Annotated in this window: 25 protein-coding genes; all 25 read left to right on the top strand. The window is 36.0% G+C overall.

From position 1 onward, the window contains the following. The first annotated feature begins 88 nt into the window (after positions 1-88). The 25 genes from AP75_RS00980 to rplO all read left to right on the top strand — a co-directional run bounded on the left by AP75_RS00980 (position 89) and on the right by rplO (position 14,315). Positions 89-2,266, top strand: coding sequence for a TonB-dependent siderophore receptor (locus tag AP75_RS00980; protein WP_088263402.1), 2,178 nt, complete (start codon positions 89-91; stop codon positions 2,264-2,266). Positions 2,267-2,277: 11 nt separating this feature from the next. Then, the gene (locus AP75_RS00975) at positions 2,278-2,898 is read left to right on the top strand and encodes a hypothetical protein (protein WP_088263401.1); all 621 of its coding nucleotides are present in this window, start codon (positions 2,278-2,280) and stop codon (positions 2,896-2,898) included. A gap of 86 nt (positions 2,899-2,984) precedes the next feature. Beyond that, positions 2,985-4,190 (top strand): PepSY-associated TM helix domain-containing protein, encoded by a 1,206-nt coding sequence (locus AP75_RS00970; RefSeq protein ID WP_088263400.1) that lies wholly within the window; start codon positions 2,985-2,987, stop codon positions 4,188-4,190. Positions 4,191-4,206: 16 nt separating this feature from the next. Continuing rightward, complete coding sequence (locus AP75_RS14870) at positions 4,207-4,425, top strand: DUF1294 domain-containing protein (RefSeq protein ID WP_084186120.1); 219 nt, start codon at positions 4,207-4,209, stop codon at positions 4,423-4,425. 53 nt (positions 4,426-4,478) lie between these two features. Beyond that, the gene (locus tag AP75_RS00960) at positions 4,479-4,949 is read left to right on the top strand and encodes a low affinity iron permease family protein (RefSeq protein ID WP_031503589.1); all 471 of its coding nucleotides are present in this window, start codon (positions 4,479-4,481) and stop codon (positions 4,947-4,949) included. 283 nt (positions 4,950-5,232) lie between these two features. Continuing rightward, a complete protein-coding gene (gene rplC, locus AP75_RS00955) occupies positions 5,233-5,859 on the top strand; it encodes a 50S ribosomal protein L3 (RefSeq protein WP_031503591.1) in 627 nt (208 codons plus the stop codon). Further along, positions 5,850-6,479, top strand: a complete 630-nt coding sequence (rplD, locus tag AP75_RS00950) for a 50S ribosomal protein L4 (protein WP_031503593.1) — start codon at positions 5,850-5,852, stop codon at positions 6,477-6,479. The genes rplC and rplD overlap by 10 nt, the downstream gene beginning before the upstream one ends. Before the next feature lie 3 nt (positions 6,480-6,482). Next, complete coding sequence (rplW, locus tag AP75_RS00945; protein ID WP_031503594.1) at positions 6,483-6,773, top strand: 50S ribosomal protein L23; 291 nt, start codon at positions 6,483-6,485, stop codon at positions 6,771-6,773. 19 nt (positions 6,774-6,792) lie between these two features. After that, entirely contained in the window at positions 6,793-7,614 is an 822-nt protein-coding gene (rplB, locus tag AP75_RS00940; RefSeq protein WP_031503596.1) for a 50S ribosomal protein L2, read from the top strand. 2 nt (positions 7,615-7,616) lie between these two features. Next, positions 7,617-7,895 carry a 30S ribosomal protein S19 gene (gene rpsS, locus AP75_RS00935; protein WP_028122169.1) on the top strand — a complete coding sequence of 93 codons (279 nt, stop codon included), beginning with the start codon at positions 7,617-7,619 and terminating at the stop codon, positions 7,893-7,895. 2 nt (positions 7,896-7,897) lie between these two features. Beyond that, positions 7,898-8,299, top strand: a complete 402-nt coding sequence (gene rplV, locus AP75_RS00930) for a 50S ribosomal protein L22 (RefSeq protein ID WP_031503600.1) — start codon at positions 7,898-7,900, stop codon at positions 8,297-8,299. A 7-nt stretch (positions 8,300-8,306) separates the two neighbouring features. Then, positions 8,307-9,041: a 30S ribosomal protein S3 gene (gene rpsC, locus AP75_RS00925; protein WP_031503602.1), complete on the top strand. Its 735-nt coding sequence runs from the start codon at positions 8,307-8,309 to the stop codon at positions 9,039-9,041. 81 nt (positions 9,042-9,122) lie between these two features. Beyond that, positions 9,123-9,548, top strand: coding sequence for a 50S ribosomal protein L16 (gene rplP / locus AP75_RS00920; RefSeq protein WP_031503399.1), 426 nt, complete (start codon positions 9,123-9,125; stop codon positions 9,546-9,548). Between the two features lie 12 nt (positions 9,549-9,560). Then, on the top strand, positions 9,561-9,749 hold the full coding sequence (gene rpmC / locus AP75_RS00915; protein ID WP_031503402.1) for a 50S ribosomal protein L29: 189 nt from the start codon (positions 9,561-9,563) through the stop codon (positions 9,747-9,749). Between the two features lie 12 nt (positions 9,750-9,761). Next, positions 9,762-10,019: a 30S ribosomal protein S17 gene (rpsQ, locus tag AP75_RS00910; protein WP_088263399.1), complete on the top strand. Its 258-nt coding sequence runs from the start codon at positions 9,762-9,764 to the stop codon at positions 10,017-10,019. Continuing rightward, positions 10,019-10,387, top strand: a complete 369-nt coding sequence (gene rplN, locus AP75_RS00905) for a 50S ribosomal protein L14 (RefSeq protein ID WP_031503404.1) — start codon at positions 10,019-10,021, stop codon at positions 10,385-10,387. The genes rpsQ and rplN overlap by 1 nt, the downstream gene beginning before the upstream one ends. Before the next feature lie 18 nt (positions 10,388-10,405). After that, on the top strand, positions 10,406-10,732 hold the full coding sequence (rplX, locus tag AP75_RS00900) for a 50S ribosomal protein L24 (RefSeq protein ID WP_031503405.1): 327 nt from the start codon (positions 10,406-10,408) through the stop codon (positions 10,730-10,732). 2 nt (positions 10,733-10,734) lie between these two features. Then, positions 10,735-11,286, top strand: a complete 552-nt coding sequence (rplE, locus tag AP75_RS00895) for a 50S ribosomal protein L5 (RefSeq protein ID WP_031503407.1) — start codon at positions 10,735-10,737, stop codon at positions 11,284-11,286. Positions 11,287-11,289: 3 nt separating this feature from the next. Then, positions 11,290-11,559, top strand: coding sequence for a 30S ribosomal protein S14 (rpsN, locus tag AP75_RS00890; RefSeq protein WP_031503409.1), 270 nt, complete (start codon positions 11,290-11,292; stop codon positions 11,557-11,559). Positions 11,560-11,709: 150 nt separating this feature from the next. After that, a complete protein-coding gene (gene rpsH / locus AP75_RS00885) occupies positions 11,710-12,108 on the top strand; it encodes a 30S ribosomal protein S8 (RefSeq protein WP_031503411.1) in 399 nt (132 codons plus the stop codon). 17 nt (positions 12,109-12,125) lie between these two features. Beyond that, the gene (gene rplF / locus AP75_RS00880) at positions 12,126-12,671 is read left to right on the top strand and encodes a 50S ribosomal protein L6 (protein ID WP_031503414.1); all 546 of its coding nucleotides are present in this window, start codon (positions 12,126-12,128) and stop codon (positions 12,669-12,671) included. A 17-nt stretch (positions 12,672-12,688) separates the two neighbouring features. After that, positions 12,689-13,036, top strand: coding sequence for a 50S ribosomal protein L18 (gene rplR, locus AP75_RS00875; RefSeq protein ID WP_088263398.1), 348 nt, complete (start codon positions 12,689-12,691; stop codon positions 13,034-13,036). A gap of 18 nt (positions 13,037-13,054) precedes the next feature. Beyond that, positions 13,055-13,576: a 30S ribosomal protein S5 gene (gene rpsE / locus AP75_RS00870; RefSeq protein ID WP_088263397.1), complete on the top strand. Its 522-nt coding sequence runs from the start codon at positions 13,055-13,057 to the stop codon at positions 13,574-13,576. A gap of 10 nt (positions 13,577-13,586) precedes the next feature. Then, complete coding sequence (gene rpmD, locus AP75_RS00865) at positions 13,587-13,763, top strand: 50S ribosomal protein L30 (RefSeq protein ID WP_031503420.1); 177 nt, start codon at positions 13,587-13,589, stop codon at positions 13,761-13,763. Positions 13,764-13,868: 105 nt separating this feature from the next. Then, the gene (gene rplO / locus AP75_RS00860) at positions 13,869-14,315 is read left to right on the top strand and encodes a 50S ribosomal protein L15 (protein WP_031503422.1); all 447 of its coding nucleotides are present in this window, start codon (positions 13,869-13,871) and stop codon (positions 14,313-14,315) included. Positions 14,316-14,318: the final 3 nt, after the last annotated feature.

Genomic DNA, 14,318 nt, shown 5'->3' with positions numbered 1-14,318 from the left:
GTCGTTACAAAAAGTGATATTTATCATGTTTAAAATTTATTTAGAATAAATAAAAATAATAAATTTGCATTTAAATAAAAATTAACTAATGAAACGAACAATAACACTAGCATCTTTTGTTTTGGGAGCAGTGCTTGCCAATGCTCAAGTGGAAAATGACACTTTAAAATCAGTAGAGAATATCGAAGAAGTTCAACTTTTTGGTATTCCCAAAAAACAGCCAAAAGGTTTGGAGATTATCACAAGAATGCCTTTGAAACCGAGAGATCAAATTCAAAGTATTTCTGTAATTTCTAGCAAGGTTATTGAAGATTTAGGTGGGTTAACAGTAACTGATGTTGCGAAAAATGTACCAGGTGTTACTCAATTCGCAAATTATGGTGGAACTAGAGAAAGTATGTCCATTAGAGGTTATAGAGGTGTTCCTGTTCTTAAAAACGGAGTAATGATGGATGGCGATTTCCGTACTGCAGCAATGTTAACTGACATGCAAGGCGTGGAAAGCATCCAAGTAATCAAAGGTTCAGCTGCTATTACACAAGGTATCGGTAACGGACTTGGTTCTGCGGGAGGTGTTATTAATGTAGTTACAAAAACTCCCCTATATATTAATAGTGGTAATGTAGGATTTCGTTTTGGAAGTTGGGATTTCTATCGTCCAACTTTGGATTTGGAAAGAGTTCTTGATAAAAAGGGAAGAGTTTCCGCTCGTTTAAATGTTGCCTACCAAAACAACAACTCTTTTACAAAACATGTTAGTACAGAAAGAATTTATATCAACCCATCTTTTGGTTTTAAACCAGATGATAAAACCAATATCATTGTTCAGATGGATTATATGAAGGACGATACAACACCAAGTCTTGGTACAGTGAATTTCGGAACTGATGATACTTATGCAATCTACGATATGCCGAAAGATAAATTTTTGGGGTTCACTTCCGAAAATAATGCACTTCAAACATTTAGTTTTTCAACAATGATTGATCGTAAATTAACGGATAAACTAAAACTAAGAGCTGCCTATTTTAATTCGTCTTACGAAGTTGATACAGAAGCTTCTTTCTTGGGCAGAGGAAATGCTCAAACTGGCTATGCAGAAAGAACAAGAAGTTTACAAAAATATGGTCGTGACGATAAAAGCCAAGTTTTCCAATTTGATTTTATCGGACAAGATGTAAAAACAGGGTTAATTAATCATACTTTCCAAGTTGGTTTTGATTTTAACCAATCGGATATTAATTCTTATACTTATTATAACCAAGCTGGAGGATATGCACATTATTCTGATGTGATCAATGTTTTACAAGATATTCCTAATGAACTTCCACAAGGTTTTGAATTTTATTTAGGAGATAAACGAAACATTAAAACTTTAACACCAACAATTGGTTTGATGGCGCAAGATGTTGTGACTTTCAATAAATATTTAAAATTAAACTTAGGTTTGAGATACAGCAAGCTTAATGGTGCTCCTGAAGAACAAGAAGATGTTTCTGCGGTGAATCCTTCTGTCGGAGTTTTAATTTCACCAGTTGAAAATGTTAATCTTTTCGGTTCTTATACGACAACTACCTCTTTACGAGAAGCCAATAACCCGATGCAAAATGGCGATGTTGTAGGTCCTGGAAAAACAACGCAATGGGAAGCTGGTGTTAAATCTGATTGGTTAGAAGAAAAATTAAGATTTAATCTTACATTGTTTTATATTAATAATGACAACCTTTCATTCAGTGTGTTAAACGAATCTGGTGCAGCAACCGGTTACTACGATTTAGCTGGAAATCTTGAAAGAAAAGGAATTGAAGCCGAGGTCATTGGTAGAATCAACAGAAACCTTCAGGTTATGGCTGGTTATGCATATCTCGATGCACAATATAAAGACAGTCCTGCTTATGTCAATGGTTCTGAACCGATGAACGCGCCGAATCACACGGCAAATGCTTGGTTGAATTATGCCTTTAAAGAAGGTGCTTTAAATGGGTTAGATTTAGGAGCGGGAGTTTATTATGTTGGCGAAAGACCAGTGAATGAATATACCCAAAGAACAATCATTCATAATACAATTCCTGGTGTAAAACCATTCGATATGAAAGCATACACAACTGTTGATGCACAAGTTGGATATGTTTACAAACAAGTGGGTTTAAGAGTTTTCTTGAATAACATCTTCGATGCAGAAGGCTACAACTCTTATTTCAGAGGCGGATATATAAACCGAATCAATCCAAAAAACTTTGGTGTTCAACTTAATTACAAATTCTAAATTTTACCATCATGAATATTTTTAAAACAATTTTAATTTCATTTATCGCCAGTTTAGCCATTATCGCTTGTAAAAAAGAAGGAAAAGGAAAATCGTTCGACTTCACCGAAGTAAAAAATGAACTGAAACTTTCCGACGAAAAGTCTAAAAAGTTTGACGAAATCACCGCAAAATATTCCAAAATTCAGGAAGAAAATTACAATGCTGCAACTGCGAATGGAAGACAAATGGATCGTATCGCTTTGTTATCAAAACAAGAAAAGGTACGTGAACAGCAAGCTGTTGAAATGGCAACTGTTTTAACTCCTGTGGAAATGGTGAAATTCAACGATTTTGTAGATAAAAATTCGAGAAAAAGACCTCGTTACAACGACGAACTTTTATCAAAGATTAAAACCAACGCGGAACTAACCAACGAAGAATTTCAAGTGGTAAATGCTGCCAACGACGCTTTTGAAAAAGCATTTTCTGATGCACACGATGTTTATCACGGAAACAATGAATTGGCTGAGGAATATTGGCAAAAATTTGATACCCAAAGAAAAGCAGCAATACAGTCTGCACTTCCTGCGGAAAAATATCAAAAATTTGAAGAAACGGTTAAAGAAATCCAATTTAAAGGAAGAGAATAAAATAAGAATTCATATCATATAGTTAGATTATTCTTTAGGGGCTGGGGTTATTATGCGTAACCTCGGCTCCGTCAATTCTAAAAACAATGAAAAAAATATTTAAAAGTTTGTTCCGGAAAAAAAGAAAAAATGAATCTTTTCTTAAATACTTCATGTATTTAACGCACCTCTGGTTCGGGCTTTTGTCTTCTTTGGTTGTGTTTACATTATGTTTAACGGGATGTTTGTATGCTTTCAAAACACAAATTACAGAACTTTATAATCGTGATTTGGTTTTTGTTGAAAAGATTGAAAATACAAAACAACTTCCGGATGAATTAATTAAAAAATTAGAATCAGAGAAAAAGAAAATCACTGCAATTCTGCTTCCGGATAAATCAAACCGAAGCTGGGTAATCAGTTACACCAATCAATCGGGTGATTTAAAAACATCTTTTTATGATCCTTACCAAAAAAAAGAATTGGGAGTTTCCGACCAGTCTTTAGATCGTTTTTTTGAAATCGTTCTGGATATCCACAAAACGCTTTTAATGGGAGAAGTTGGGCGACAAATTTTAGGTGTTGGCGTTTTGATGTTTTTATATTTAATGTTTTCCGGTTTTATTCTTTGGCTTCCTAAAAAGTTGAAATATTTAAAGCAAAATTTAACCATCAAACTCAATGCTAAATTTAAACGCCTGAACTATGATGTGCACAATGTTTTTGGGTTTTACACCATGATTTTTTTAGCGTTTATTTCTATTACAGGTCTTTACATCACTTATCCTTGGGTGAAAAATGCATTGATTGTTTCGCTTGGCGGAGAATCTTTAAGTCAAATTAATTCTGAACAAAACAAAGAGAGTGATGATGCTTTTGCTTCTTTAATGAATGATATGCTCGATCGACAGAAGGAAAAATCAGAAATTGATCAAGAAAAGCAAGTGTCTATAAACGAGCTAATTTCTACAACGGAAAAGTTTTTTCCAAAACCAGGAATTATTTCAATTAATTATCCAAATTCCGAAAATCCAAGATACACTGTCACAAAAATTGATACTGATAATTTTCTTGGCGCTCTTCTTCCCAATGAACTAACTTTTGATAAAAAAGGCGAACTGAAAACCAAAGATATTTTTTCTGAAAAACCATTGAATAAGCAATTCACTTCGCTTTCAAAACCTTTACACACGGGAGAAATTATGGGGCTTCCGAGTATTATTTTCTATTTTATTATTACACTTATCGGCTGTCTGCTTCCGGTTACAGGTTTTGTCATTTATTATCATCGGTTGGTGAAAACAAAGGTTTAAAGTTTTATTTTTGAGGATGAATTTTCCTGAAATTTATTTACTATCTCTTACCATTATGAGTTTTCTCATTTTTGCAACTGACAAATTTCAGGCAAAAAATAGTAGAATGAGAATTCCAGAAAACACCCTGTTAGTAGTAACGTTTTTGGGAGGATCAATAGGCTCTATTTTAACGTGTTACTTTTTCGCCATAAGACTTCCAAACGGAGTTTTCTTCTTACGTTTTTTCTTGTAGCTGCAGTTCAGATAATTTTAATAATTTTATTCATCAGAAAATCACAAATTTAAATGGCTAAACCAAATCAATCTCTCTTCGAAAGCTTTGCGAACAAAGCAACAGCATTTACCGGAAGTTCGCCGGCTTTTATTGGCGCAGCTTTAATTGTTGTTATTTGGGCAATTTCGGGCCCGTTTTTCAACTTTTCAGAAATCTGGCAACTCGTCATCAACACCGGAACAACAATTATTACTTTTTTGATGGTTTTTTTAATTCAAAAGGCGCAAAACAAAGATTCCAAAGCGATCCAAATTAAATTAAATGAATTGATTGCCGCCAGTGGAAAGGCCAGCAATAGGATTGTGGATATTGAGGATTTGACGGAAAAGGAGCTAGATAACTTGCATAAGTTTTACGAGGAATTATCCGACTTGGCGGAAAGCGATAATGATTTGCATCAGTCTCATTCTATCGATGCTGCCAAAAATAACCATGAATTCAAAAAAAGAGGCAGAGATTTGAACGGCGCATCTGAAGATTAATGGGATTGTTTATTTCATGATATTTAGTGCGTTGTTCCTAAAATGTTTACTTCCTTATGTTTTTCTTTCCAGATGATTTATCTTTTTTATTTCCAATGATGTATTAATCAACAGTTGGATGAATTGTAGGTTTTTTTGAATATTTTTTTAACTCACTGTTTGTCAATTCAAAAAAACTTCATACATTTGCACACTCAATTTAGGGAAGAAGTATGCCTATTTCAGAAGTAGAAATCACTAAAACCTCGATTGGCAAACGTGAACTTAATATAATATATAAATAATGTCAGGTATTATTGGTAAAAAAATCGGGATGACTTCCTTGTTTGACGAAAATGGCAAAAACATGCCATGTACAGTTATTCAAGCTGGTCCTTGCTCGGTTTTACAGGTCAGAACCGTAGAAAAAGATGGGTACAAAGCTGCTCAACTTGGTTTCGATGACAAGAGTGAAAAGAACGTTGGTAAAGCGTTAGCCGGCCATTTCAAGAAGGCTGGTTCTGCTCCAAAAGCTAAATTGGTAGAATTCTATCATGAATTCGTGGACAAATTAAGCGTTGGAGATGAAGTGAAAGTTGATTTGTTCGCAGAAGGCGAATTTGTTGACGTTACAGGAACTTCAAAAGGTAAAGGTTTCCAAGGGGTTGTTAAAAGACACAACTTCGGTGGGGTAATGCAAGCGACTCACGGACAGCACAACAGATTAAGAGCTCCAGGTTCCATCGGTGCAGGATCCGACCCGTCCAGAGTATTCAAAGGAATGCGTATGGCAGGTAGAATGGGAGGTAAGCAAGTTACCGTACAAAACCTTCAAGTGTTAAGAGTAGATGAAGAACAAAATCTTTTAGTAGTAAAAGGTGCTGTTCCGGGAGCAAAAAATTCTTATGTAATTATCAGAAAATGGAACTAGTAGTATTCAATACATCAGGAAAAGAAACCGGAAGAACAGTTCAGTTAGACGAGGCAATCTTCGGAATTGAGCCAAATCAGCACGCGGTTTACTTAGAAGTGAAACAATACCTTGCTGCACAAAGACAAGGGACACATAAATCAAAAGAAAGAAGCGAAATTACAGCTTCTACGAAAAAGCTTAAAAAGCAGAAAGGATCTGGATCTGCAAGATACGGGGATATCAAATCTCCTACATTCAGAGGTGGAGGTAGAGTTTTCGGTCCAAAGCCAAGAGACTACAGATTCAAATTGAACAAAGCTTTGAAAAGATTAGCGAAAAAATCTGTGCTTTCTCAGAAGATGAGAGACAATTCTATTAAAGTTTTAGAAGCTTTCAACTTTGAAGCTCCGAAAACTAAAGAATTTATCACACTGAACAACGCATTAGGATTTGAAGGTAAAAAATCTCTTTACATTTTACCGGAAGCTAACAAAAATGTATATCTGTCATCAAGAAATTTACCTAAAACTACAGTATTGACTTATAACGAGATCAGTTCTTACGATTTGGTACACGCTGGCGAGATTGTATTTTTAGAAGGTGCTATCGAAAAATTTCAGGAAAACTTAAGAAAATAAATCATGTCTATTATTATTAAACCAATCATTTCAGAAAAAGCAAACTATCTTACCGATTTGAGAGGAGCTTATTCTTTTTTTGTGAATACAAAAGCGAATAAAATCCAGATCAAAAAAGCAGTAGAAGATGCTTATGGTGTAAAAGTAGCAGACGTAAGAACAATGATTTACGCTCCTAAAGTTTCAGCGAAACACACCAAAAAAGGATTACAGGTTGGGAAAACCAACAAATTGAAGAAAGCAGTTGTTTCCCTTGTAGAAGGTGAAGTAATTGATATTTTTGCAACGAATTAATTAATTATAAACAATAGTAATGTCTGTTAGAAAATTAAAACCTATCACCCCGGGACAGAGATTCAGAGTTGTAAACAACTTTGAGGAAATTACTACCAACAAACCAGAGAAGTCTCTAACCGTTGGTATTAAAAAGTCAGGTGGTCGTAACAATACTGGTAAAATGACCATGCGTTACACCGGAGGTGGACACAAACAAAAGTACAGAATTATCGACTTCAAAAGAAACAAGTTTGATGTTGAAGGAACGGTAAAAACTGTAGAGTACGATCCAAACAGAACGGCTTTCATCGCACTAGTTGAGTACGCAGACGGAGAGAAGAGATACATCATCGCTCCAAACGGTATCAAAGTAGATCAGAAAGTAATCGCTGCGGATGCTGCAGAACCTAACGTAGGTAATGCAATGAAGTTGAAGAATATTCCTTTAGGTACTGTAGTATCTTGTATCGAACTAAGACCTGGACAAGGTGCGGTAATGGCAAGAAGTGCAGGATCTTCAGCGCAATTAACTTCAAGAGACGGTAAATATGCAATCGTAAAATTACCTTCAGGTGAATCCAGAATGATTCTTACTGAATGTATGGCTATGATTGGATCTGTTTCCAACGGCGACCACCAACTTACCGTTTCCGGTAAAGCAGGTAGAAGCAGATGGTTAGGAAGAAGACCTAGAACTAGACCAGTTGTAATGAACCCAGTTGATCACCCAATGGGAGGTGGTGAAGGACGTTCTTCAGGAGGTCACCCAAGATCTAGAAACGGTATGCCGGCTAAAGGTTACAAAACTAGAAAGAAAAACAAAGCGTCTAACCGATTTATCGTATCTAAAAGAAAATAATTATGGCAAGATCACTTAAGAAAGGACCTTTCATTCATCATACTTTAGATAAGAAGGTTCAGGCAAATATAGAGTCTAATAAAAAGACAGTAATTAAAACTTGGTCTCGAGCGTCAATGATCTCTCCGGACTTCGTAGGACAAACCATCGCAGTACACAACGGGAAATCTTTTATCCCGGTATACGTAACCGAAAACATGGTAGGTCACAAGTTAGGCGAATTTTCTCCGACAAGATCTTTCAGAGGTCACGGTGGTAACAAAAATAAAGGAGGTAGATAATCATGGGATCAAGAAAAAGAGAAAGTGCATTAGCACGTAAAATAGCAAACCAGGATGTGGCAAAAGCGTTACATAATGATTGCCCATCTTCTCCAAGAAAGATGAGATTAGTTGCTGATATCATCAGAGGAGTAGAAGTAGATAAAGCTTTAGCTATCCTTAAGTTTTCTAAAAAAGAAGCTTCCAACAAATTGGAGAAAGTTCTTCTTTCTGCAATGGCAAACTGGCAAGCTAAAAACGAAGGAGCGGATATCGAAGAAGCAAACTTAATCGTAAAAGAAATTATGGTTGATAGTGCTAGACAATTGAAGAGACTAAGACCTGCACCACAAGGTAGAGGACACAGAATCAGAAAAAGATCGAACCACATTACACTAATTTTAGGTACTAAAGACAATAAATAATCAAGGTATGGGACAGAAGACAAATCCAATTGGTAACAGATTAGGTATCATCAGAGGATGGGATTCGAACTGGTTTGGTGGTAAAAACTACGGCGACAGAATCGCTGAAGATTACAAAATCAGAAGATACCTTGAAGCTAGATTATCTAAAGGTGGTATTTCAAGAATTTATATTGAAAGAACCCTGAAATTAGTAACAGTAACAATCACTACTGCTAGACCGGGACTTATCATCGGTAAAGGAGGTCAGGAAGTTGATAAATTAAAAGAAGAATTAAAAAAGATTACCGATAAGGACATCCAGATCAATATCTTCGAAATCAAAAGACCTGAACTTGATGCAGTATTAGTTGCTGACAGCATCGCAAAACAAATCGAAAATAGAATTTCTTACAGAAGAGCCGTGAAAATGGCAATTCAAAGCACCATGAGAATGGGAGCTGAAGGAATCAAAGTACAAATCTCAGGTAGATTGAACGGAGCTGAGATGGCAAGAAGCGAATCTTTCAAAGACGGAAGAATCCCATTGTCAACTTTCAGAGCAGATATCGATTATCATATCGGTGAAGCATTGACTCAGTACGGAAAACTAGGTGTGAAAGTTTGGATCATGAAAGGAGAAGTTTACGGAAAAAGAGACTTATCCCCACTTGTAGGCCAACAAAAGAAAGCATCTGGAGGAAGAGGTGAGAGAAACGATAGAGGCGATAGAGGAGACAGAAGACCAAGAGAAAGAAAATAATTAATAAAATTTTAGAGGACAGTTTTAAATGACCGTTACTTTTTTAAAAGCTAAAATCTAAAATCTAAAATTTAAGAAATTATGTTACAACCAAAAAGAACCAAATTCCGTAAAGTTCACAAGATGAAAATGAAGGGGATTGCCCAAAGAGGTAATCAACTTGCTTACGGAACTTTCGGTATCAAAGCAACAGAAGGAGCTTGGATCACTGCAAGACAAATTGAAGCAGCTCGTATCGCTGCTACAAGATATATGAAAAGAGAAGGTCAGCTATGGATCAAAATTTTCCCGGATAAGCCAATTACCAAGAAACCAGCCGAAGTACGTATGGGTAAAGGTAAAGGTGCCGTAGAATATTGGGTATCTGTAGTAAAACCAGGAAAAATTATGTTCGAAGTAGGTGGTGTTCCTTACGATGTAGCGAAAGAAGCACTAAGACTTGCCGCACAAAAATTACCGGTAGTTACCAAATTTGTAGTCGCTAACGATTTTGTTCAACCTCAATAATCTCAAATTATTATGAAAAAAGCTGACATCAAAAATCTAAGCGCAGGAGATATCCAGAACAAATTAGCTGAAGCTAAAGCAGATTTCAACAAATTGAAACTTGCACACGCAATCAGCCCGATTGAGAATCCAATTCAAATTAAAGACTTGAGAAGAACAATTGCTCGTCTTGAAACTGAATTAACACTAAAACAACAATAAGAATTTCATTTTATCATGGATAGAAATTTAAGAAAAGAAAGAATCGGAATTGTTTCCAGCAATAAAATGGAAAAAACCATTGTTGTAAGTGAAACTACCAGAGTAAAGCACCCGATGTACGGTAAATTCGTTCTAAAAACGAAAAAATATACCGCTCACGACGAAAACAACGAGTGTACTGAAGGAGATACAGTATTAATTACTGAAACAAGACCTTTAAGTAAAAGTAAAAGATGGAGATTAGTACGAATCATTGAAAAAGCTAAGTAATGTTACAAACCGAATCAAGATTAAAAGTTGCTGATAACACAGGTGCAAAAGAAGTACTAGTGATCAGAGTTCTGGGAGGAACCAGAAGAAGATATGCTTCAGTTGGTGATAAAATCGTAGTGACTATCAAGGATTCTACACCACAAGGAAACGCTAAAAAAGGAACCGTTTCTAAAGCAGTAGTAGTGAGAACTAAAAAAGCAGTTCGTAGAAAAGATGGTTCATACATCAAATTCGATGACAACGCTTGTGTTCTTCTAAACGCAGCCGGCGAAATGAGAGGTACCCGTGTATTCGGACCGGTTGCTCGTGAACTGAGAGATAAAGAATATATGAAAGTCATTTCATTAGCTCCTGAAGTACTTTAATTTTAAAATTTACAGAAAATGACAAAGTTAAAAATCAAAAGAGGAGATAACGTAATCATCACTACCGGTAAGAAAGAAATTAAAGGTAAAAAAGGTGAAGTTATTGAAGTGATTAGAAAAGAAGGCAAAGATGCTAGAGTGATCGTTGCAGGTTTAAATATCGTTAAAAAACATACTAAACCTTCAGCAGCAAACCCACAAGGCGGAATTGTAGAAAAAGAAGCATCTATCCATATTTCAAACGTAGCATTGCTTGATGCAAACGGAAAAGCAACCAAAGTAGGTTACAAAGTGGACGGAGATAAAAAAGTAAGAATTGCTAAAACAACCGGTAAGGAAATTTAATTATGGAATACGTAGCAAGACCAAAAAAAGCATATAAAGAGAAAATTGTTCCTGCAATGATGGAAGAATTTGGGTACAAATCTGTAATGCAGGTTCCTAAATTAGAGAAAATCGTTGTATCACAAGGTTTGGGAGCTGCAACAGCTGACAAGAAAATTGTTGACTATGCAGTTGAAGAACTTACCGCAATCACCGGCCAAAAAGCAGTTGGAACACTTTCTAAAAAAGACGAGGCAGCTTTCAAACTAAGAAAGGGAATGCCTGTAGGAGCAAGAGTGACCCTAAGAGCAAACCAAATGTATGAGTTCTTAGACAGATTAACTTCTTCAGCTTTACCGCGAATCAGAGATTTCAACGGTATCAAAGCTGATGGTTTCGACGGAAGAGGAAATTACAACTTAGGGATTACCGAGCAAATCATCTTCCCTGAAATCGTAATCGACAAAGTGAAAAAAATCCAGGGGATGGACATCACTTTCGTTACTACCGCGAAAACTGACAAAGAAGCAAAAGCATTATTAACTCACTTCGGTTTACCTTTCAAAAAGAACTAAAAAATGGCTAAAGAATCAATGAAAGCGCGTGAGCGCAAAAGAGAAGCTACAGTAGCAAAATATGCTGAGAAAAGAAAAGCTTTGAAAGAAGCCGGAGATTACGAAGCATTACAAAAATTGCCGAAAGACGCTTCACCAGTAAGATTGCACAACAGATGCAAACTAACAGGAAGACCAAGAGGTTACATGAGAACCTTCGGTATTTCTAGAGTAACTTTCCGTGAAATGGCAAACGCAGGTTTGATCCCGGGAGTGAAAAAAGCAAGTTGGTAACAATTTATAACAATCGAGATAATTAAGTTGATTATAAGATAAAAGAAAAAAGAATAAAGAGAAAAGATGAAGTCTTGGCTCTTTGTTCTTTGCTCTTGCTTCTTTTTTCAAAACTAATTATCATTAACCAATAACAATCAAAAAAGAAAAATGGTAACAGATCCAATTTCAGATTTCCTAACCAGAGTAAGGAACGCACAAAGCGCAGGCCACAAAGTGGTGGATATTCCTGCATCGAAAATCAAAAAGGAGATTACAAAAATTTTATTTGAGCAGGGTTATATCTTGAATTACAAGTTCGAAGATAGCGCTGTTCAAGGAAATATCAAAATCGCTTTAAAGTACGACAAACAAACCAACAAACCTGCTATCAAAAGCATTCAAAGAGCTTCAAGACCAGGTTTAAGACAATACAAAGGTTCTGAAGAACTACCAAGAGTATTGAACGGTTTGGGTATTGCTATTATCTCAACTTCTAAAGGAGTTATGACAGATAAAAAAGCTAGACAAGAAAAAGTGGGTGGAGAAGTAATCTGCTATGTTTATTAATTTTTAATCAAAGGAAAATGTCAAGAATTGGTAAATCAATTATAGAAATTCCTGCTAATGTTACCGTAACCGAAAAAGACGGATTGGTAACTGTGAAAGGACCGAAAGGAGAACTTACACAGCAAATCAGTGAAGGAATCACTCTAAAACAAGAAGACGGAATACTTACTTTAGAAAGACCGTCCGAATCAAAACAACATAAAGCATTACACGGTCTTTACAGAGCGTTAATCCACAATATGATTGTAGGAACTTCCGAAGGCTTCACCAAGCAATTGGAGCTTGTAGGGGTAGGATACAGAGCATCACACCAAGGTAATAGACTCGATATGGCTCTTGGATTCTCTCACGGTATCGTTTTGGATCTTCCAAAAGAAATCACTTTAGATACATTATCTGAAAAAGGTAAAAACCCAATCATTACTTTGTCTTCATACGACAAACAACTTCTTGGGATGGTTGCTGCTAAAATCAGATCTTTCAGAAAACCTGAACCTTACAAAGGAAAAGGGGTGAGATTCGTAGGTGAAATTGTTAGACGTAAAGCTGGTAAATCTGCTTAATTTTAAAACTTAAGAAAATGGCACTAAGCAAAGTAGAAAAAAGAAATAGAATTAAAAGAAGAGTGAGAGGGAAAATCTCTGGTTCTTCAGAATTACCAAGATTATCTGTTTACAAAAGCAATAAAGAAATTTACGCACAACTAATCGACGATAAAGCAGGTAAAACCTTAGCATCAGCTTCTTCTAGAAGCCTAAACGCTAAAGGAAACAAAGTAGAAATTTCCGCAGAAGTAGGAAAAGCAATCGCTGAAAAAGCTAAAGCTGCAGGAATTGAAAATATAGTGTTCGACAGAAACGGTTTCGTGTACCATGGTAGAGTAAAAGCTCTTGCTGATGGTGCTAGAGAAGGCGGACTAAAATTCTAATCATTAAATTTCGGAAACATGTTAGGACTAGATAATATAGAAAAAGTAAAACCGGGAGGATTAGAATTAAAAGATCGTCTCGTTGCTGTAAATAGAGTAACTAAAGTTACCAAAGGGGGACGTGCATTTGGTTTTTCTGCAATTGTTGTTGTAGGAGACGAAGCAGGTATTGTAGGTTTCGGTTTAGGAAAATCAAAGGAAGTTGCTTCCGCTATTGCAAAAGCTGTAGAAGATTCAAAGAAAAACTTAGTGAAGGTTCCTGTAGTCAACCACACTATTCCTCACCAAACTTCTGCAAGATACGGCGGTGCCGATATCTTCTTAAGACCAGCTTCTCACGGTACCGGGCTTATCGCCGGTGGTGCGGTAAGAGCAGTATTGGAATCTGCAGGAGTACACGATATTTTGTCAAAATCAAAAGGATCTTCTAACCCACACAACGTAGTGAAAGCTACTTTCAAAGCATTGTTGGACATCAGAAGACCAGAGGATATCGCAAAATTAAGAGGTGTTTCATTAAGTAAAGTGTTTAACGGTTAATATAAAAGCAATGGCAAAAATTTCAGTAAAACAAGTAAAAAGCGCTATTGGTAGAACTAAAACCCAAAAAAGAACGCTTGAAGCATTAGGATTGAAAAAACTTCACCAAGTTGTTGAACACGAAGCTACTCCTTCTATCTTAGGAATGGTGGCTGCTGTGAGTCATTTAGTTGAAGTTCAAAAATAAATTTATATAGAAGTTAGATGTTAGAAATCAGATTTTAGACTATCTTAGAACTGAGTCTGATTTTTAAACTAACATCTAACATCTAACATCTAAAATCTAAAAAAAATGAATTTAAATAATATAAGACCGGCATCAGGTGCAACTCACAATTCTAAGAGACTTGGTAGAGGGCAAGGAAGTGGAAAAGGTGGTACTTCTGCAAAAGGACACAAAGGTCAAAAAGCGAGAGCGGGTTACTCCCAAAAAATCGGTTTTGAAGGTGGACAGATGCCTTTGCAAAGAAGACTTCCTAAATTCGGTTTCAACAACGTAAACAGAAAAGAGTACAGAGCAATTAATCTTGATACTATTCAACTTTTAGCTGATGCAAAAAACATCACCGAAATCACTAAAGAAATTTTAGTAGAAAACGGTTTGGCTAAGAAAAGCGAAATTGTGAAAATTATGGGTAGAGGAGAATTGAAATCTGCGGTTTCAATCTCTGCACACAAATTCACAAAATCTGCTGAAGAAGCAATCGCGAAAGTAGGAGGTAAAGCAATTACTCTATAATCA

The sequence above is a fragment of the Kaistella haifensis DSM 19056 genome (assembly GCF_000735695.2).
GTDB classification, from domain to species: Bacteria; Bacteroidota; Bacteroidia; order Flavobacteriales; family Weeksellaceae; genus Kaistella; species Kaistella haifensis.
The sequence above is the reverse complement of the archived record's forward strand: the minus strand, read 5'-3'. Positions and strand labels throughout refer to the sequence as shown.